Raw genomic sequence first — 19,930 nt, 5'->3', positions numbered from 1 at the left:
AATCATTAATTACCATGTCTGTTCAGAAAAAAGTAAAAAGAGTAACCACCCACGTGTTATCAGAAATGAAGCTCAAGGGTGAAAAAATAAGCATGTTGACGGCCTACGATTTCTCCATGGCCCAGATTATTGATAATGCGGGGATCGACGTGATTCTCGTCGGTGACTCTGCCTCCAACGTCATGGCCGGAAACGAAACCACCCTGCCGATCACGTTGGATCAGATGATTTATCACGGGGCTTCCGTGGTAAGAGGCGTTGACCGGGCGCTGGTTGTAGTAGACTTGCCTTTCGGGAGCTATCAGGGAAACAGTAAAGAGGCACTTTGCTCGGCAATCCGGATCATGAAAGAGACGAGCGCAGATGCCGTGAAACTGGAAGGAGGAAAAGAGATCGTTGAATCGGTCAACCGTATCCTTTCCGCCGGAATCCCGGTCATGGGACACCTCGGACTGACACCGCAAAGTATCCATAAATTCGGTACTTACGTGGTTCGTGCCCAAGAAGACGAAGAAGCTAAAAAACTGATCGAAGACGCGCACCTTCTGGAAGAAGCGGGATGCTTCGGTATCGTGTTGGAGAAGATTCCGGCTAAACTGGCCACTCAGGTTGCCAAAGAACTGACCATCCCGATCATCGGTATCGGTGCGGGCGGTGGCGTTGACGGACAAGTACTCGTGATCCATGACATGCTAGGAATCAACCAGGAGTTTTCACCCCGTTTCCTACGTCGTTACCACAACCTGTACGCAGAAATGACGGGAGCAGTGAGCAACTACATCAACGATGTGAAAAGCGGAAACTTCCCAAACGAAAGAGAACAGTATTAAAAAAGGCAAGCCTTTTTTAGTAAGATAAAAGATAAAAACTAAACTTCTCCGGCCTTCGGCCAAGTGAGCCCGAAGCAGTCTCGAACCGCCTTCCGCTCGACAGACAAGGAGCAAGCTCCCAAGCTGTCCTCGCTCACTCGGCAGTTTCCTCTATAAACAGAGGAGGAGCTGGAGACTCTTATCAAAAACGGTGAGTGTTCTAACTCACCCTTTATATAATAGAGGGTGTACGGCGTAACCGGGAGGAGTTTAATTAATAAAGCAACTAAAATTTAAAATCAATGAAAGGTTTGGAAATACTATACGAAGACAACCACATTATCGCCATCAATAAACGGGTTTCCGATATTGTGCAGGCAGACCAAACGGGTGATGAACCTCTCAGCGAGCGGGTAAAAGCCTATATCAAAGAGAACTATAATAAACCGGGGGATGTCTTTCTTGGTATTCCTCACCGGGTGGATCGCCCGGTAAGCGGGGTTGTCCTGTTCGCCAAAACCAGTAAAGCGCTGGTAAGACTGAACAAGATGTTCCAGGAACACGATCAGGAAATCACCAAGATATACTGGGCGATTGTCGGTAATCTTCCGGAAGAAGATCACGCCCGACTGACTCATTACATGGTACGGGACGCCGAAAAAAACAAATCGTACGCTTACAACAAGCCCAAAAACGGGGCGAAAGAAGCGATACTGGAATACAAACTACTAGGAGCCGGACAACGTTATTACCTGCTGGAAGTGAAACTTTGCACGGGACGTCATCACCAAATCCGCTGCCAGTTAGCCAAAATCGGTTGCCCGATCAAGGGAGATTTGAAATACGGATTCCCCCGTTCCAACGAAGGAGGCGGAATCAACCTTCATGCCCGGTCGATCACGTTTATCCACCCGGTAAAACAGGAGAAAATCACGGTTACCGCTCCCCCTCCATTAAATGATAACCTCTGGAAATTCTTTTACGAGAGTTTGAAATAATAAATAAGCCCGCTAATACGGGCTTATTTATTTTCAGTTACTATCTTTTAGTGCTTTATTCAACTTCATCAACAAGGCCTGATAGTGTATTTTCGAATCTCCCGTGGCCCCGCCAACTTTGGAATTCAACAAACGTTGAACCTTCAACGCCATATCCTGCAAGTATATCTTCGAGTTATCAATCTCGCTCGTGTTGACACGTCTCACGAAACCATACCCGTAACCGAATTCATTCAACGCCATCTGTTGCGCCACGTAACCACTCCCCTTCTCCTCTTCTAACTGGCGGAACTGATCCAGATACTTGTAGATCAACCCGGTTTCATCCAGACCGTAAGCGGCAATCTCTTCCACCGAGGGCATGTACGCCGCATCGGTCAACATCCGCAAGGCCCCACCCCCGGCCTCTTTCAACGAACTACTGGAAACGTCCACGATAAACTGTTGCAACATCTTGTCCGCATCTGTCAATGCCCGGCCCTTCACCGTACTTTCAAAAGCACCATTATACAAATCCGTCAGGAATTCCTTGACCGTGTAAGGATTCGAGGCGATGTGCGAGGAAAGTATAATATTCCCCGTCAAACGTTCCAGCTGATCCAGTACCCGCTTTTGCAGCACGGGAGTCATATCCACGCCCAAGGCGAAATTTTTCTTCAAATCGGTATTGCTCAACCAGTCCGAGGTCTTAAACTCTTTCAGAATCCAAGCCAAAGAAGCCTTTTGTGTCGCTTTCGAAACCGGTTCGTGGCGTTGTCCTTTCGTGCCGTCCTTCACCTCAGTCAGGTAAATACCGCCCACATTGTACATCACGTTCATGATATACCGATAGTATTGATTGGCCAACTGCTTGTAAAGTTCCTCCCGGTGCGTGAAATCGGTGTCGTCCGTCACCCATTCGCCCAGGTTCGACAGGATGTATTTCAGGTTCTTGATCCCGAACTCTCCAGCTTTCATCGGATCGTCGCCCAAATCCTCCTCGATAGCACTCGGATCATAACGGGAATAAATTTGCTGTCTCCCGTAACGATAACGGGGATCCCCGGCTTTCTCGTCCACCCAGCCTTCAAGAATAGCTTGCTCTTCCCACTCGTTATTCACTTCCGGTAGCGGTTGATAAGCCCATTTAATCAGAAAATAATCATACACTCCCAAATCGGGCGGAGTTAATCTCACGCCCTTGTCTCCGGGTTGCGCCACGTAATTGAAACGGGCGTAATCCATGATACACGGGGTGGTTCCGTACGTGTTGGTGAAAGAAGCGGAGCGCAAAGAGTCCACCGGGTAAGCGGCAGAAGCCGACATATTGTGCATGAATCCCAGACAGTGTCCCACCTCGTGAGCCACCACGTAAGCGATTGATTCTTCCACGATATCGTCCGGCATCTTCCTGGCCCGCACGGAAGGATCAATCTGGGCCGTCTGCACGAACCGCCAGTTATTAATCAGACGGATCACGTCGTTGTACACCAACACCGAAGCATTGATAATCTCCCCCGTTGTCGGGTCCACCCACGACGGTCCCATGGCGTTTGCCGTGGTCGAGGGCAAATACCGGATACAGGAGAATTTCAGGTTATCCGGGTCAAACTCCGGGTCATCTTTCGGAAAATCACGCACCTGCACGGCGTTCTTAAAACCAATCTTCTCGAAAGCGGCATTCCACCTCAGCGTCCCTTCCTTAATCGGTTGCTTCCACAATTCCGGGAAAGCATCATCAATATAAAACACAATCGGTTTCACCGGCTCTACCAGTTCCCCCCGCTTGTAAGCAGCCATATCCTTGGGTTCTATCCGCCAGCGGTTGGCCAACGTGTAGTTTTGGATACCATCCTTCTCCGTTGACACGTGTTGTTTGCTCGTAATAAAGATTCCTACCCTCGAATCGGAAATCCGGGGACGCATCTTCTCCTCTGGCAGCAACAACAGGGAACGGGTCACCGTGGCTGTCAACGGCATGTTATCCAGAAATGAGAACGACATAAACTTTAACGACACCTTGTAAGACAACATGGACTTCACGCTCAGGTTATCATCAAAAGCTTTGATCTCGCCCAGCGCCACCCCGTCTTTATTAAATACCGCATTCAACTGGATTAATCCCATAATTGTCGTCGGTAGAAAAGCGAACTCCTTCATATCCGTTGTGAAGATTGGGGTCACATCGATCACGAGCGTCGTACTATCATTATTGTAAGCCGCAATCTTGTACGAATAAAGAACGGCATCCGCAAAGTTCTTGTCGATCGCTACCTGCAACGACGGTTCTTTCGGGTTCGAAGTCACGTAAGCGTTCACTTCGTTCAAATAAATCGTACTATCGATCTTCGTGAACCGTATATGCAGCGGATCGTTCTGCTTGTATCCTACGTCGCAGAAATCGTTACTGGAAGTCGAGGTCAGCGTGGAAGCCAGCAACATTTCCCGTCCCAGGAACTTTACCGGGATTTCGAAGTACAGCTTTCCATCCACCTTGTGCAAGGTGATGAAGTTACTCTTCACCGTCTCGCACGACTTTTTCTGAAACAACTTGTCATAAGCACTTTTCTTCTCCACGGCTTTAGCCGTAATGGCATTTTTACCTTTCTTCTTCCGGTCTGCAGCATGAGCATCCCGCGAGTAAGGCAGCACGAAAAGAGCCACAAACAATACTAACATCCATTTTTTCATACTTTTCATTTTTATGGTAAGACAATAATAAGTTTATAAAGTTCATAAAGTCGAGCCAAGAGCTCTTAAAGTCCATAAGGTCACGGATGTCCTTCGGACGTATTCATCGGCAGCGAAGCTGCCGTAAAGAAAGCGCCCCACGGGGGTCCACGGACTTTATAGACTTTATGGACCTTATGAACTTTAAGACTCTTTATTCAACTTTCTTAAACCGGAACACCAATGGATAGAGATCCTTCATCGGGAACTCGTCCGGTTCTCCCCATCCGGGGTGCATCTGGTCATAATACGAACGGGTCAGGAAGTCCGTCGGCTCGTAATCCACGATTCTCAACTCCAACGTCTGGCTCTTGTCCAACAACCGTATACCCACGAAAACCCGTCGCTCGCTGATATTCGTAGCCGAATAATTCACGTTCGCCTTCTCCAGATACAAGGTAATCACGTCCCGTGTCGGCATTCCGGTTTCTTCGTAAAGTCTCCAAGGACCTTCCTCCCCAAACTCGGCTTTACAATTCCGCAAATACTTGGTCAGATCACCCTGCACCTGATCAATATTTAACGTGTTATCCGCGCCGGCAACAAACTCGATAATATCCGTGAGCCTGTTATCCAACGGGAGATTGTCGCAATCGTTCGGGTCAACGTACCCGGCCATCCGTCGAATGAAACTCTCGCTTGGGAACTCCCCGTTATACGCCCATTTCCCAACCAGAGCTTTAAACGTTGTCGGCCCGGAAACCGTGATCGTTGTAGCCGAGAAATTCCCCCGTTCGAACAACCCGCCTTCATGCAAGCGGAAGATCACCTTATCTTTCCCCTCTTCATGTTTCAGGAAACGAAGCGTCACGTCGGCGGTCGATTTATACCTCCCGACCATCACCAACTCCTGGGCTTCCCCGACAATCTCGTAATGTTCTCCCAACACGGCAGTGGAAGCCGGATCTATATCAAAGGGAACACGTACCTCATTCGTCGAGGTATAATACATCTGCCCATTCAGTAATAATCCCATTTTGACGATCACCTCGTTTTTCAGGTCGTACTTTGTCTCCTCGAATGAACACGAGAAAACATCCTTGGTTTCCACGGGAATCATCGCCACCCGGTTATTCCAAAGCTGATACCCAGCCACTTCTCTCAATGCCAGACGAATCTCCCTCTGGGAGGTCACATTATCTTTCGGGGTAATCCAGATCGTGTCTATCGTTTGTCCGGGTTGAAGCGTGAAAGCATCTTTCTCGATCGTGTAATCCTCATCCAGTATGGCAGTACCCGAAATATCAATAGGAACGCTTATTGCCTCTGTCGGGGCAACCGAAGCCACCAACTCTACCGCTAGAGGAGTAACATCTCTCAATATATAAATAGGTCGTCCGAAACTCAATCTCGGCGTGCTGTCATCATCATCCGAACAAGCTGTCAGGAAACAAGCCGATAACATCAACACGTATATAAATAATATCTTTCGCATAACTCGCTATTTTATCCTGTTAATTACCATAAACTTCATAATAGGCCTCTCTTTTTGCCTCCACCATGTCACTCTCCGCGTTTGTCAATTTCGGCGGTGTGGGTAGTATAAAGTTGTCATTAATATCCGACACACGGGGCGGCATCTCTTTCACGTCCTCGCTACACCCGAACAGGGCAAAAACGATCATGATTGCGGCTGCTATATATTTCAATGTTTTCATATCTTTCACTTTTTAATTTAATACTCGCCATAACCGGGATTCTGTTCCAAAGCGGAATTCAATAGGATGTCCCCCTTGGGTATCGGGAAAGTGTACAGGAATTTCTGGGTCTCGTATTTCCTCCCGGCGTATCCCCACCAGAACTCCGGTCGCCCGTTCCGCTTCAACTCGAACCACCGATCGCCGTTTTCCATATAAAACTCCTTGCGCCGTTCGTTCAGTATGGCAGCCAACAGGGGAGTCAACGCCTTTCCCGTGGCATCCGTCGTTATCAGGGCTGTCGGGTCAACCACCGGCAAGGTTGCCTCCGTGTAATCCGTATAAGGTGCGATTCGGTGCGAGCGAATGAGATTCAGGTAATAAAGGGCATCTTTCGTGTTATTCAGATGCGCATAACTCTCAGCCATGATCAGGCACATCTCCGCACTCCGGATAACAGATCGCAACACTTTATTATTTAACAACTTATTATTGAAATACATTCCATAGCGAACATCATTCTCTTTTTCCGTGAAGAGGTCGACCAATCTTTGTGAAACGGGACGTCCCTTCACGTAACCGAATTCCAATTCGGTATATCCCAACGACTTTTTAATCCCCGAACGCAACAACTCGTTCCCCTTCTGCTCGACTTCACTCTTCATCATCGCCACGTACTCCTCGCCTTTTACCAGCGGGTACATATCCAGTACCTCCTTGGCCGTAGCTGCTGCCAGTTCCCACTCCTGCGCCCAAAAATAAGTCCGGGCGAGGTAGAACTTCATCACGTTTACATCGAAACGATACTGCTTATCCGTCTGGTTCATGCCGATCGCCGTCGTCAAATCGCCGACGATAAAATCAATCGTCTCCTGCATCGTCGAACGGGCCGGTTTACCCTCCATGTCGAACTTTTCTACCAGCGGGACCCCATTCATCGTTACGGCGGTCGCCTTATCGTAAGGCTCGCAATATCCCCGCATCAGGTTGTAATAACAAACTCCCCGCAGGGCAAAAGCGATGGCAGCCGTTTTCTTGCCCAGTTCGGAAATCCGGTCATCCATGTTCTCCAGAACAATATTACAATCCTTGATTATCGAGTAGAGCGTTGCATAACGGGTTGTCATACTATTAATATCCGCCCCGATATACAAGGGAACCCGGTTCGTCGTGTTCAAATCCCCGTCGAGATTATCGGAATACCCCTCATAGGACACGGTCGTCCCGTAAGCCCCCAGTATCGCATAATCGCTTCCCTCGTCAATATTCCGTAAATAAGTATGCATCAACGCGGAGAACTCCTCGGCTGTCTTCGGGATCACTTGTCCCTTGTCCTTCACGTCCAAATACTCGGTACATGAAGCGAGCGTGAAAAACAGCGCTAAACCAATATATAAACTTATCTTTTTCATAAATCTACTTTCTATAATTAGACCTGTATACTAGAATCCCACGTTTATTCCCCAGGAAATGGAACGAGTTAGCGGGTAAGTCGTACCCGAGGTTTCCGGATCAATTCCCGAATAATTCGTGAACGTGAAGAAATTATTGAACGAGAGAGACAACTGTACCGAAGAAAGCCGCAGATATCTCAGCCAATCTTGTGGCAACCCGTAAGACAACGTGATATCCCTTATCCTCAGGAAAGACACGTTCTCCAAGTAAGTCCCGTCCGTGATGTTCACTTTCGTCACGTTATACTCGTCCAAAGCAAGACTCGGTCCGAGGTAATCAACGATACGGGGATACTTCACACCCATGTCACCCTCTTTCTTCCAACGATTCACCATGTCTTTCCGCACGTTCAAGTGATTGCGGTACAAGTCACTATAAGCCGTTTGCGGTTTCTCTCCCGTGATATAAGAGGTCACGACCTCGTAATTTGCCGGGGAATTTATCTTGTCGATTTTCTTCGCTCCCGAGGAAAGATAAGCACTCGCACTCAATCGTAAACTGCGGTAGCGGGCTTCCAAGCTGAAACCTCCCGTCACCGGGGCAACCGACGTTCCCCGGTAATACCGGTAATTATCGGGCACCTGCAAATCCGAACCCTTGTAAATCTGGGCATCCGGTCGCAACTCGTACGTGTACACCCCGTCCCGCGGGTCTATACCCGTGTAACGTCCGGTAAACACAGCATCCAACGGGTAGCCCTCGTATTTACCATCCATCATGATAGACTCACCGTCCCGTTCAAACTTGGTCAGTTTATTCCGGTTCAGGGCAATATTACCTCCCAGCGTCAACCCATACGCTTTCCGGTCCAGCACTTTCACGCGTAATGTTCCTTCCAAACCTTTATTCACGACGGTCGACGTGTTGTAAGGCTGGTTTACAAAACCGGTTGTTGACACCATATCCACGCTCGACACCAGGTCCGTACTCTTCCGGTAATATCCCTCGACAACCCCGGTAATCCGGTCATCGAACAAGCCGAAATCAAGGGCCAGTTTCATATCTCGCGTCTTCTCCCACCGCACTTTAGGATTAGGAGCCGAACTCACGCTACCGGTGCGCAATCCTTCCCAGTAATTGGTAGAGTATCCCAGCACCAGTTCTTTTTTCACCGACTTCACGATATTTCCCGTGTATCCCATGGCAGCCCGCAAGCTCAACCTGCTCACCACCGGGTAAAGCGAATGCATGAAGGATTCCCTGTCCGCATGCCACAACACCCCCAAAGACCACGTGGGATTAAACTGCTCGTCGCTACCGAAATTGTTCGACCCGTCCGTCCGGAACGTCACGCTCAACAAGTAACGCTCCAGAAAAGCGTAATCCAGCGAGGCATAGAACGATGCGAAACGATTCTCCGTTGTTGCCTCACGGGCCAATAGATCGACCAGCTCGGCGTAACTGTTCACGTCATTAACCGACGGATTAGGCGGAAGAGGTATCGACGAATTTCCCGTGACATCGTCATAACCGTACCTTTTCTGCGAGGTCATCACTGTCTTGTCTCCTCTCAACTCGGCCCCGCCCAACAAGGAAAGCCGGTGATTCGCCCCGTACGCATCGTCGTAGGTAAAAAACCCCCGGACATTATAACTATCCGCGTTGGACTCCGACCGCTCGATATTCCCGTAAGGAACCAGATCCCGGTTATTCTTGTCAAAATATAGACGATCCTCAAAAGCCGCGTAGGAATCCTTCTGCTTGATATCAAGCATTCGGTTATTCGTATAAGTATACGAGGCCAAACCGTCAAATCCTACCTTCTTCGAGAACTGGTACTTCAGATTCACCCGTACCACCACATTCGACTGATCGGCATCCCCCGATGTTTCACGCATTTCCCTCAGAATATTGAAACCGTTGGACGGGATCATGGGAATCGTTGCTCCCTGCCCGTCACTCAAGGCCCCCAAAAGGAAATAAGTCATATCCGCACGATAACTACCGTCCTCGTTATACGGTTTCTCGTAAGGATTCGCAAAGTAAGCGTACTCGAAAGCGTTCACGTTCATCGAGGCCCCACGGGACTTCTGTTTCGCCAGTTCAATCCCGAAACCCAGATCAATCTGTTTTGCCGGCTTCGTGTTCACCTTCGCATTAATATTGTATCGTTCGTAATCCGTCTCCTTCAACAACCCGTTATTCTGATTATATCCCAAGGAAACGTAATAAGTAACATCCTCGGAACCTCCCGAAAATGAAATATTATGCGATGTCGAGAACGAATTACGGAAGATCACGTCAAACCAGTCCGTTGAACTCTTCCCCAAGTTCGCGATATAAATATCCTGCTCGGCCGCGGTCATCGCCTCGAAACCATCCTGCGTCCAAAGCAAGTTATTCTTGCCTAGCTTGTCGGCACGCAACATACCCACGATTCCCACGATAGGCACGTGCTCTTTCTTCTCGCTCCCCATATTATAAGCATGAGCACTTGCCGAGAACTCGTCCCACAACTCCTGTTCCCACGCCAGCTTTTCCGACGAATTCATCAATTTCGCATCCCGTTGAGGTTTCAGCCCCAGCGAGAAAGTAGCCGAATAATTGATAGCCATCTTTCCCGGCTTCCCCTTCTTCGTGGTAATCACGATCACGCCTCCAGCCGCCCGCGACCCGTAAATAGCCGCCGCCGAAGCATCCTTCAATATTGTCACATTCGCTATATCATTCGGGTTAATGCCTGCCACACCTTGCACGAAGATATCATTCAATCCCCCAGAATTAATACGGTTACTGGAAATCTTTGGTACATCCTGCTGCAAGGGCACCCCGTCGATCACCCACAAAGGTTCCGCATTACCATCAAGCGTGTTCGTTCCCCGGATTCTCACCTTGGCCGACTCCCCAGGCCGTCCCGAAACAGCCATCACACTTACCCCGGCAACCTGTCCCTGCAGCAACATATCCACTGTGGGAATCGGTTTGTTCATGAACGCCTCCTCCCCGATCGAGGCCGTCGAACCCGTCGAACGGTTCTTTGTCGTCTGCCCGTATCCCGTGATGATCACCTCGTCCAGCTCGTCCACCTTCTCCTTCATCACCACATGCAGCATCCGATCTACGTCCGCCACCTTCACCTCCCGCGTTTCCATTCCCACAAACGAGAACAGTAACACGATATTTTTCTGTTCGGGAATCGTCATTTGGAATTTCCCGGCGACATCCGTGGTCACACCCACGTAAGTCCCTTTCAACAAAACGGTCACCCCCACGACCGGTACCGAATCTTGATCCGTGACCACGCCTTTCAGCGTCACCTTCTTCACCTCCTGCCGAGTCGGGAGATTGGGGCGAATTATCACCACGTGATCCTCTATCTCGTAAGAGAATCCCGTTCCATCCAAGCACCTGTCCAGCACCTCTTTTATCGACGCGTCTTTCACGTCCAGGGATTTCACCCGCACATTCTGGATATCGTCCAAGTTATAAACAAACGTGTACTCGCTACTCTTGCGAATCCGGGAAAAGACTTCCGTCAGGCTGATATCCGTTTCCCTCAACGTCAATTTTAGATCCTGCGAGTAAACGCTTGCCGACAGACCGGCACTCTGCAAGAACAAGCACAAGCATAAGAATTTCACGGTCAACAATTTTCTCCACAGCTTTAATTTCATTAAACTGTTAGGGTTGTCACTTTTTTTCATACATTTGTTATTAAGTTTCACATTTTACACGATGATGAGCTTAGTAGGCAGGTAATGGGGCTACATTACCTGCTTGCATCATTTTAAAGTTACATTACAATTTTTCGGGTTTATCGTCCTTGTAAATCTTCGACAAAATTAACCATTGTCAACCACTCCGCGAATCCCCGATAATAGTGATTTTTCCGTGTCGGGATCACTCGATCAAATCGTAGGAATCCAACCATTTATGAACCCGCACGGCCTTACCTTGGATCAAAAACTTCACTTTTCGTGTTTTCTCGATTTTAGTTAGTAAATCCTGAATCTCATCGTAACGCTTCATCTCGACCGAGAAACGCGATTTTTTCAATTCTTCATCTTCAAATACAATATCAACGTCATACCACCGCGACAATCGTTCCGTGATCGTCTCCAGATCCGCTCCCTCGAAATAGAACACGCCGTCCTTCCACAACGTAAAACTCTTCGCATCTACTTCCCGCATGATCATCTCTCCCGTTTCCGCCATCACCTCCACCTGCCGGCCGGGTAACATCATCACCGCCCCCGTCCCGTGAGTCAGGCAAACCCGTCCCTCCACGAGCGTCGTGACTGTCCGCCCCCGGTAAGTCGACACGTTGAAACTCGTTCCTAACACGCGTATATCCGTTCCCCGTGCCATCACGTGAAAAGGCCACTTCTCGTTCCTTGCCACCTCGAAATAAGCCTCACCCTCGATCTCCACCACCCGCTTGTCCCCGGCAAAACGAACCGGAAAACGTAACTCCGAATCCGAATTCAACCACACCCTCGTTCCGTCCGGCAACTCCAGCATATACTCCCCACCCCGCGGCACGAACAGCGTGTTGATTCCCGCCGTCAGGGTATCCGCCACCGGTTCCCCCATCGCCCGGTACACGATCTTCTTCCCGTCCGTCACGACCTTCATACCCGGCAAATCCAACTTCACCTCCAGCTTCTCATCCAAGTTCAAGGCTCTCCCGTTGGCCATCACCAACCGGGCCTTTCCCCCACCCGGCACGATCCCCGCACTCACCACTACAGGTTGTTCCCCGTCCAACCACGAGGCAACCCCGAAATACCCGCCAATTAACAGGGGTAACACGAGAACCGCCGCATAACGACCGATTTTCCGCCAAATAACATATTTTCTGAAATGCTCGCGCTCAAACTTCTGCCACTCCCGCTTCACGCATTCCTTTTCCACTTCCTCGTCCTCTTTCCCGGCAGCAACATAAGCCCTGATCTCGTCGTATTCCCTTGCGTGAACCGGGTGTTCCTCCCTCCACGCATCCAGCCGGGCCTGATCTTCCCCGGAGATCACACCGGCAAGTTCCTCCGCAATCCAAAGGGCTATCCTAAAATGTTTCCGCAACAGACTCATACTATATAAATTTAGCGTTTACATAGAAGACGATCGAGGAAAAAAAGTGGGTGAGCGTAAAATAAATTATTTTTCTATTAAAATAAACAGGATCATCAACATATCCCTAGAAAGCAACGTTCTCAACGTCACGTAGGCGCTTTTCTTCAACGACTTCACCGTGTTCACCGACACACCAAGTTGCCCGGAAATCTCCGTGTTATTCAACCCTTTCAGGTTCAACAGGATAATAGAACGTGTCTGCGGCGGCAACTTGTCTATCGCCTCGTACAAGATTCGGAAAGCCTCCTGCCGGGTCACTTCCGCCAGGAAATCCTCCTCCTCTTCCGCCTTCTCCTCCTCCAGCCGGGCACGATACTCCGCCTTGATCTTCTGGTGCTTACAATAATCCAAATAAATACGACGGGCCACCGTGTACACGAAAGCCTTGGCATTCTCCATCGTCTCGAACTCCTCCCGATGCTCGAACACTCTCGTGAACGCCTCCTGCGTGAAATCCCGCGACAACTCGCTCTCTCCCGTGTAGCGCTGCATCAGGTTATACACGGGAAGGAAAAACGTTTCAAAAAACACCTTAAACTCTTTACGTGACGTTATCGCCATAACAAAACGAATTACTCTTTCACAAATCTACACAAAACAATTGAAAATTAAAAAGAAAAAACACTGGATGGAGCAATAAAGTACTCATAGACATTTTGACTATATCATTTTCTTATGCATTTGCCCTGATATCAATAAGATTAATCAAAGAAAGATAAAAAATCTTACACCAGAAAGTTACGTGAAAAGAAATGATAACTTTGTTAAATAAACAGATGAATCGAATGATAACAAAAACGAATAACGTATGATTGGAAAACTATCTATTTACCTCTTTCTACTACTACTTATCCCGGACATTTACATCTATAAATTATATATTACCCGGCCAACAGGCAACACGCCGCTTGGTTGGCTCTGGTTCGTCCCCTCGTTGATTCTACTGGCTGCCCTCGTCTGGATTCTCTTATCCTCGCGGGATGCTCTCGCCATACAGAAATACATCGGGGTTTTCACCATCAGTTACATGGCGATCGTCCTGCCGAAAGCCATTTTCATGGCTTGCTCGTTACTCGACTTCCCGCTAAAATACCTGCTGAAATGGCAAGTTCACCCCTTTAGCTGGATAAGCGTTATCACCGGGATAGCCTTGGTCATCATAGTACTTTACGGGGCCTTCTGGGGTAGAAAACAATTCGACGTCAAGCAAGTCACGTTCACCTCGCCCAACCTTCCTGCCGCCTTCGACGGGTATCGTATTGCGCAGATTTCGGACATCCACACGGGTAGCTGGAACGGGGATCGGGAAGCCCTGCAAAAAGCGGTGGACCTGATCAATGCCCAGCAGACCGACCTCATCGTCTTCACGGGGGATATCGTCAACACGAAAGCCTCGGAACTGGAACCATTCGAGGACATCCTCGCCCGGTTAAAAGCCCCCGACGGCGTGTTCTCCATCCTCGGCAACCACGACTATGGCCCGTATTACGCCTGGCCGACAACCGAAGATCGGGACCGGAATATACAGGACATACAAGACAAACAGAACGCCATGGGCTGGCAGCTATTGAACAACTCCCACGTGATGCTGAAACACGGCACCGACAGCATCGCCCTCATCGGCGTGGAAAACAACGGAGAACCACCCTTCTCCCAATACAGCGACCTCCCGAAAGCCATTAAAGGCACGGAACAAAGTGCGTTCAAGCTACTGTTAAGCCACAACCCCACCCACTGGCGGCGGGAAGTCCTCGACACTGACATCGACCTCATGCTGGCAGGCCACACCCATGCCATGCAATTCGCCCTCGGACGCCTCTCCCCTTCCCGATTCATGTACCCCGAATGGAGCGGGCTATACATGGAAGGCAAACAAGGCCTGTACGTTAACGTCGGTCTCGGTTACATCGGCCTGATACCCATCCGCTTCGGTGCATGGCCGGAAATCACCGTAATCACGCTGAAACAATTGAAAATGGAGAATTGAAAATTGAAAATGAAATAAAGTCTATAAAGTCCATAAGGTCCATGGACCCCTGCGGGGCGCTTTGTCTACGGCAGCTTGAGCTGCCGAATCACGGAATCGCCAATCACCCAATCACGGAATAAGTCGGCCTTGGGCGGTGAGGATCTAAAATCTCTAAATCTAAAATTTAAAATTATTAAATCTAAAATTGATTGACACTTTTTCGTCTCTCGGATGTTTAGAGATAAAACTAAAATTAAATTGATATGTTTTATCTCAAAATTACTGTATTCATTATTTTATTTCCCTTGCTTACCCAAGCCCAGACGAGGCAATGCTGGCAAGGGCAACAGGGTAGCAAACGGGTTCTCGTGGAATTAATCACCACGCCCGAAGGGAACCACCAATTATTCTTCACTCTTCCCGAAGCTTGGGTAAACCGGGTCGAAGCCGATTCCCTCGCGATCACCCCGAACGGCATATCAGGAAGCCGCAACCCGGAGAATATCCGCTTCAACGGGACATTCACCTCAAACAGGGATTCTCTCTCGGCCACTCTCACGCAATATAACCAAACGTTACACCTGCGTATGGGAAGAGTCGATTCACTACAACCGCACTACTACCCGCAAAATCCCCGTCCACCCTATCCCTACCAGTCGGAAGAGGTTACCTACACCTCGTGCGATTCCATCCACGTGTCAGGCACGCTGACCCTCCCCCGAGGAAAAGGCCCCTTCCCCGCCGTGATCATCGTGTCGGGCACAGGAAAACAGGATCGGGACGGAACGTTTGCCGGGCATAAACCCTTTTTCCGCATTGCCGACTACCTCTCCCGTCAGGGCTTCATCGTGTTGCGGACGGATGACCGGGGAACGGGAAAAACAAACGGCGTGTACGAGGAAGCCACGACAAGCGATTTCGCCCGGGATGCCCAAGCCGGAATCTCTTACCTGAAAACACGTCGGGAAACCGACACGCATCGCATCGGGATCATCGGGCACAGCGAGGGCGGTCAAGTCGCTTTCATGCTCGGGGCCGAATCTCCCGACGTGGCCTTCGTCATTTCCCTGGCTGGGGTCGGCGTGGACGGCTTGCAGATACTAAAACTACAAAACGAGGCCATCCTGACTACCACGCCCGGCATGACCCCGGAACGGGTCGCACAATTCATGAGCGTCTTCAACACCCTGTTCGACAAGGTACACGCCACCCCATTGGATCAACCCCTGGAACAACCCTTGAGGGAAGCCTTCGACCAATGGGTGGCCCGACAGGATGAAACCACGCTTAAAGCCGTCAACTTCGACAACGGGAGAGGTGACATGTTTTTCAGCCGCTACCTCTATCAGGCACAAGGCCGCTGGTACCGGGAAATGATCAACTACGACCCCGAACGCTACATTCCCCGCATCCGTAAACCCGTGCTGGCCTTGAACGGTGATAAAGACATCATGGTCCCCTCCCGGGAGAACCTCGCATCCATCAAACAACTACTGGACAAAGGCGGCAATAAACACTACCGGATCGTGGAACTCCCCGGACTGAACCACATGTTCCAACGTTGCGTGACCTGCACCCGGGAAGAAATCCCCGAACTGGAAGACGTCTTCTCCGAAGAAGCCCTGCAAATCATGGGTTCGTGGTTAGAAAAAGTCACGAAATAAAAATGCCCCGGGAATCTCTTCCCGGGGCATACAACAAACACTATTATCATTTCTCTGCCTTCAACGTCTCGATGATGAAACCGATCTCTTCCGCCAAAGCCGAGGGGCTACCAAAGTAACCGTTTGAACTCCAACGCAGATAACCGTTCCCGTCAATAATCATCTTGTGAGGGATTCCCGAGAACTTAAACGCCTTGGAATAAGCCGAGTAAACGGCATCCCGTTTCTTCGTTTTCAGGTTCACGTTATCGCAAAGCACATCCAACGAATAATTCTTCTCTTTCAGAAACTCCCGGATATTTTCCCGGAAATTCGAGGCCGTTTCCATCGTGGAAATAAAATAGAAGCCCACGTTCGGGTCATTCTTGTATTTATTCACCGCCATCTGCATTCCCGGCAAAGAAGCCTTGCAAGGAGAACACCACGTGGCCCAGAAATCAAGCACGATAATTTTCCCTTTCATCTTGGACAAATCCACCTTTTTACCGTCCAAATCCTCCAAAGCGAACAAATCAATCTTCTCCTTAATCAAAGAATTCTTCAACTTGGCATGCATCTCTTCGGTTTGTTCTTGGGATTTCAACGAATTCACATAAGCATCGAACCCTTGATCATCCTTGTTCTTCGTCAGGTAATCTTTCCGCAACCGATCCAGCATCTCCGGGCTAACGGCATTCTCCCGCACGCTCGAAATAATCGTGGGAATCACCAACGAGCTATACCCGTTCTTCTCTAGCAAACGCACGTACAAATCGTTAAACTCCGCCGATTTAAAATTATACGCTCCCTTGATCTCTTCCATAATGCTCAACGCCTCTGCAGACTCCCCGGCAGCAGCAAGTGCGATAGCGTGTCCGAGGAAAGTGTTACTATAATCGGTACGCAACCTCTTCGCCCATTCCGCCGGAGAATACACGCGGTCATTCCCCCAACGATCACGGGTCGTAAACTCCTCGAATATCACCTTGCCGTGGGGTAACACCTTTTCCACCTTGGCCTGTCCCGTGTTTAACGGAACCTGCACGATATGCCAGTAAAACGTCGGGAGCATCGAGAATGGCACATCTTTCAAATATTTCTTCACCCCGCTATAATCGTCCTTCTTCATGATCCGGTTGTACACGACACTCTGGAATATCTTGCCGTAATACAATCGTGTGGTTTCCGTCTCCACGTCTCTAAACTTCTCCGTCGGGAAACGTTGCAAGAACGCATCCAGCTTCGCCTCTTTACCATCTAGATCCAGCTCTCGGAAAAGTTTCCAAATCTCCTTATCCCGTGCCAGAATCCCGTTCGGGTAATCCGTCAGGATCTTCTTCTCCACCCCTGTCGCTTTTGCCGTGTCTCTCACGATATTACGGGCCACCTCCAACGCTTTTAACAAAGTTTCTTCATCCACTCGCGGCAGATTCATCACGTAATCAATATCACCAAGCATCTGCTCGTGCTTCTCGCCGGGTGCGATCTTATTCAAGAACTTCGCCGCGTAATAAAACACGTACTTCCGGGCCTCCGGGTCTTTCAAGAGCTGCTGGTTCAACCAGTAACGCATAACCTCATCATCAATATAAGCCTCTTCCTCGCAATACCCCGGCAAAGACTCCAACGTCTTGTTCCGCAACATCCCCCAAGCCACGTACGCGGAAGGCAGATTCTGCCCGTTCTTGTTGAATGTCATCGTGGCATACGTGACACGACCACCCGTGTCCTTCTTGTCCCCGGCGTAAAACTTACACACCACCAACGCACACCGCAACGGCACTTGCCAAGTTGCCTCCCAAACCGTATCATTCTTCACCAACTTCAAATCCTCCGCCTCCCAACGCATATTCTGCCACGAATAAACCGTCCCGTAAACAGTCTGCTCGTCGGCCAGCGAAGTCAACGAATTATCATACGTGAACTTCACGTCCTGCCCCACCACCGGCACCAACGGAATAACGTTAAACGGCTTGCGTTCCTGTGCTTTAACAACACACGTGAATAGAAGTACCATCATACTTCCTAACAAAGTGATTCTTTTCATACAATACGATTTAATCTGTTTATAAAGTTTATAAGGTTCATAAAGTTTATAAAGTAGTGAATCCTAGCAAGCACTTTAGTAACGGCAGTTTGAAAGCAGACTTATTAGACTCACTCATTAACCTTATCCGAAAGACTCCCGTCACTTTATAACTTTATGAACCTTATAACTCATTTATTTTATCTGTCCTATCTCCGGGTTCTCTTCCAAGTACAATTCACCCATCGGGAAAGTGTACCGAACCGCACCTGGTGTCAAAGTATAAGTCGTTCCCTTGAATACCCGGGTAACCGTCTGTGTCGGGAAATCCGGATCATTCGTCAAACGCCGTTGATCCAACCAGCGCAATCCGTGACACATCAACTCTCTCCGACGCTCCTGCAACACGTGCCCCAAAGCCTCTTTCGCCGTCGCAGCACTCAACGTGTAATCTTCTCCCTCCGCGTAACGATACTCCCGCAAATCATTCACGAGACTCATCGCCTCCTCGATCTCCCCCTCGCGAGCCCAGCACTCCGCCTCGATCAACATCATCTCCGGCACGCAAGGTCCCATGTTCCGGGCCTCGTACGTGGGATAACTACTAGCATACAAGTTATTTTTATAATGCACCCGCCCCGAGTATGTCATGCCCAAATCCTCCATCGACCGGGTGAAATACCGGTAACGCAGATCATGTTCCTTGTCGAACATATTTAATAAATCATCACTTAATACCAACTGAGAGGCACCTCCCCACGATTCCACGCGAAAAGCGTTCACGGGTAACTTGGCGAAAATAACTTCCTTGTCATCCATGTTCCTCGGGTAAGCAACACTACCGTCAATATAAGTATTTAAATTCTCTAACCTGTCCTGTAACTCCAATGCTTCCACGGCATTAATCTTAGCTTCTGTATAATTTCCCATTAACAGGTAAGCTCTTGCTTTTAAAGCATAAACGGCACATTTGCTCGGGTAAAAATTAAATTCCGGCACGTCAGACAAATACTCAAAAGCATCATCTAAATCCTGAATAATCTGCTCGTACACCTTGGCAACCGAAGCCCGGGGTAAGGAACCTTCTACCCGGGGAGTCGTCAACAACGGTACCCCTTGATCAGTTACAGCCGTCGCCTCGTTATAAGGCTTCCCGTACACGTTCACGAGAGCTAGATAAGCATCTGCACGGTGTACCAACGCCTCGGCACGGATCGCCAACTTCTCCGCCTGTGTGCCGTTCTTACTATCCATCACCTCGTCAATCACCACATTCATATTATAAATAATCTGGTAGACTTTATTCATCTCCCCGTCATTCTCTGACTGGCTATAAATCTCATCCGCCCATGTGTACACGGGAATAAATTTATCCGTCTCGTAAATAGCCGCCTGCTGCGTCTCATCCGACACGTAAATATCATCCGAAGCCACCTCTTGATAAGAAAGCGTGTAGCGGAAATTCTCCGTGTTATTCATCAGGTAACGGTAATTTACCGTCTCCTCGGGTATCAACTTTCCCTTGGTTTTGATATCCACCCAATCCGAGCAAGCGGAAAGGGAACAGGAAAATCCAACGATCAAACTGTATATTATATTCTTGTTCATATC

At 49.1% G+C, this 19,930-nt stretch carries 13 protein-coding genes; 4 read left to right on the top strand and 9 right to left on the bottom strand.

The genetic code is table 11. From position 1 onward, the window contains the following. The first annotated feature begins 14 nt into the window (after window positions 1–14). Both panB and DWW52_RS02555 read left to right on the top strand, forming a co-directional pair. The gene (gene panB, locus DWW52_RS02560) at window positions 15–830 is read left to right on the top strand and encodes a 3-methyl-2-oxobutanoate hydroxymethyltransferase (protein WP_118713890.1); all 816 of its coding nucleotides are present in this window, start codon (window positions 15–17) and stop codon (window positions 828–830) included. A gap of 290 nt (window positions 831–1,120) precedes the next feature. Further along, window positions 1,121–1,807 carry an RluA family pseudouridine synthase gene (locus tag DWW52_RS02555; protein ID WP_118714291.1) on the top strand — a complete coding sequence of 229 codons (687 nt, stop codon included), beginning with the start codon at window positions 1,121–1,123 and terminating at the stop codon, window positions 1,805–1,807. A gap of 33 nt (window positions 1,808–1,840) precedes the next feature. Here DWW52_RS02555 and DWW52_RS02550 read toward each other — a convergent pair whose 3' ends face one another. From DWW52_RS02550 to DWW52_RS02520, 7 genes are all read right to left on the bottom strand, one after another. Beyond that, window positions 1,841–4,477, bottom strand: coding sequence for a zinc-dependent metalloprotease (locus DWW52_RS02550; protein WP_118713889.1), 2,637 nt, complete (start codon window positions 4,475–4,477; stop codon window positions 1,841–1,843). A 193-nt stretch (window positions 4,478–4,670) separates the two neighbouring features. Further along, window positions 4,671–5,951 carry a hypothetical protein gene (locus tag DWW52_RS02545; RefSeq protein ID WP_118713888.1) on the bottom strand — a complete coding sequence of 427 codons (1,281 nt, stop codon included), beginning with the start codon at window positions 5,949–5,951 and terminating at the stop codon, window positions 4,671–4,673. A 19-nt stretch (window positions 5,952–5,970) separates the two neighbouring features. Continuing rightward, window positions 5,971–6,174, bottom strand: a complete 204-nt coding sequence (locus DWW52_RS02540) for a hypothetical protein (RefSeq protein ID WP_118713887.1) — start codon at window positions 6,172–6,174, stop codon at window positions 5,971–5,973. 17 nt (window positions 6,175–6,191) lie between these two features. After that, entirely contained in the window at window positions 6,192–7,565 is a 1,374-nt protein-coding gene (locus DWW52_RS02535; protein WP_118713886.1) for a RagB/SusD family nutrient uptake outer membrane protein, read from the bottom strand. Window positions 7,566–7,595: 30 nt separating this feature from the next. After that, window positions 7,596–11,252 (bottom strand): SusC/RagA family TonB-linked outer membrane protein, encoded by a 3,657-nt coding sequence (locus tag DWW52_RS02530; protein ID WP_118713885.1) that lies wholly within the window; start codon window positions 11,250–11,252, stop codon window positions 7,596–7,598. Window positions 11,253–11,448: 196 nt separating this feature from the next. Then, the gene (locus DWW52_RS02525; RefSeq protein ID WP_118713884.1) at window positions 11,449–12,639 is read right to left on the bottom strand and encodes a FecR domain-containing protein; all 1,191 of its coding nucleotides are present in this window, start codon (window positions 12,637–12,639) and stop codon (window positions 11,449–11,451) included. 66 nt (window positions 12,640–12,705) lie between these two features. Beyond that, complete coding sequence (locus DWW52_RS02520) at window positions 12,706–13,242, bottom strand: RNA polymerase sigma factor (RefSeq protein ID WP_118713883.1); 537 nt, start codon at window positions 13,240–13,242, stop codon at window positions 12,706–12,708. A gap of 247 nt (window positions 13,243–13,489) precedes the next feature. Between DWW52_RS02520 and DWW52_RS02515 the strand changes: the two genes are divergently transcribed. Continuing rightward, window positions 13,490–14,668, top strand: coding sequence for a metallophosphoesterase (locus tag DWW52_RS02515; RefSeq protein WP_118713882.1), 1,179 nt, complete (start codon window positions 13,490–13,492; stop codon window positions 14,666–14,668). Between the two features lie 245 nt (window positions 14,669–14,913). Then, on the top strand, window positions 14,914–16,314 hold the full coding sequence (locus DWW52_RS02510; protein WP_118713881.1) for a S9 family peptidase: 1,401 nt from the start codon (window positions 14,914–14,916) through the stop codon (window positions 16,312–16,314). A gap of 46 nt (window positions 16,315–16,360) precedes the next feature. Here DWW52_RS02510 and DWW52_RS02505 read toward each other — a convergent pair whose 3' ends face one another. Then, window positions 16,361–18,340, bottom strand: coding sequence for a TlpA disulfide reductase family protein (locus DWW52_RS02505; RefSeq protein ID WP_118713880.1), 1,980 nt, complete (start codon window positions 18,338–18,340; stop codon window positions 16,361–16,363). 174 nt (window positions 18,341–18,514) lie between these two features. Continuing rightward, the gene (locus tag DWW52_RS02500; RefSeq protein WP_118713879.1) at window positions 18,515–19,927 is read right to left on the bottom strand and encodes a RagB/SusD family nutrient uptake outer membrane protein; all 1,413 of its coding nucleotides are present in this window, start codon (window positions 19,925–19,927) and stop codon (window positions 18,515–18,517) included. Window positions 19,928–19,930: the final 3 nt, after the last annotated feature.

Source organism: Odoribacter sp. AF15-53 (genome assembly GCF_003479425.1).
Classification (GTDB): domain Bacteria; phylum Bacteroidota; class Bacteroidia; order Bacteroidales; family Marinifilaceae; genus Butyricimonas.
This window is presented reverse-complemented; position numbering and strand designations above follow the sequence as displayed.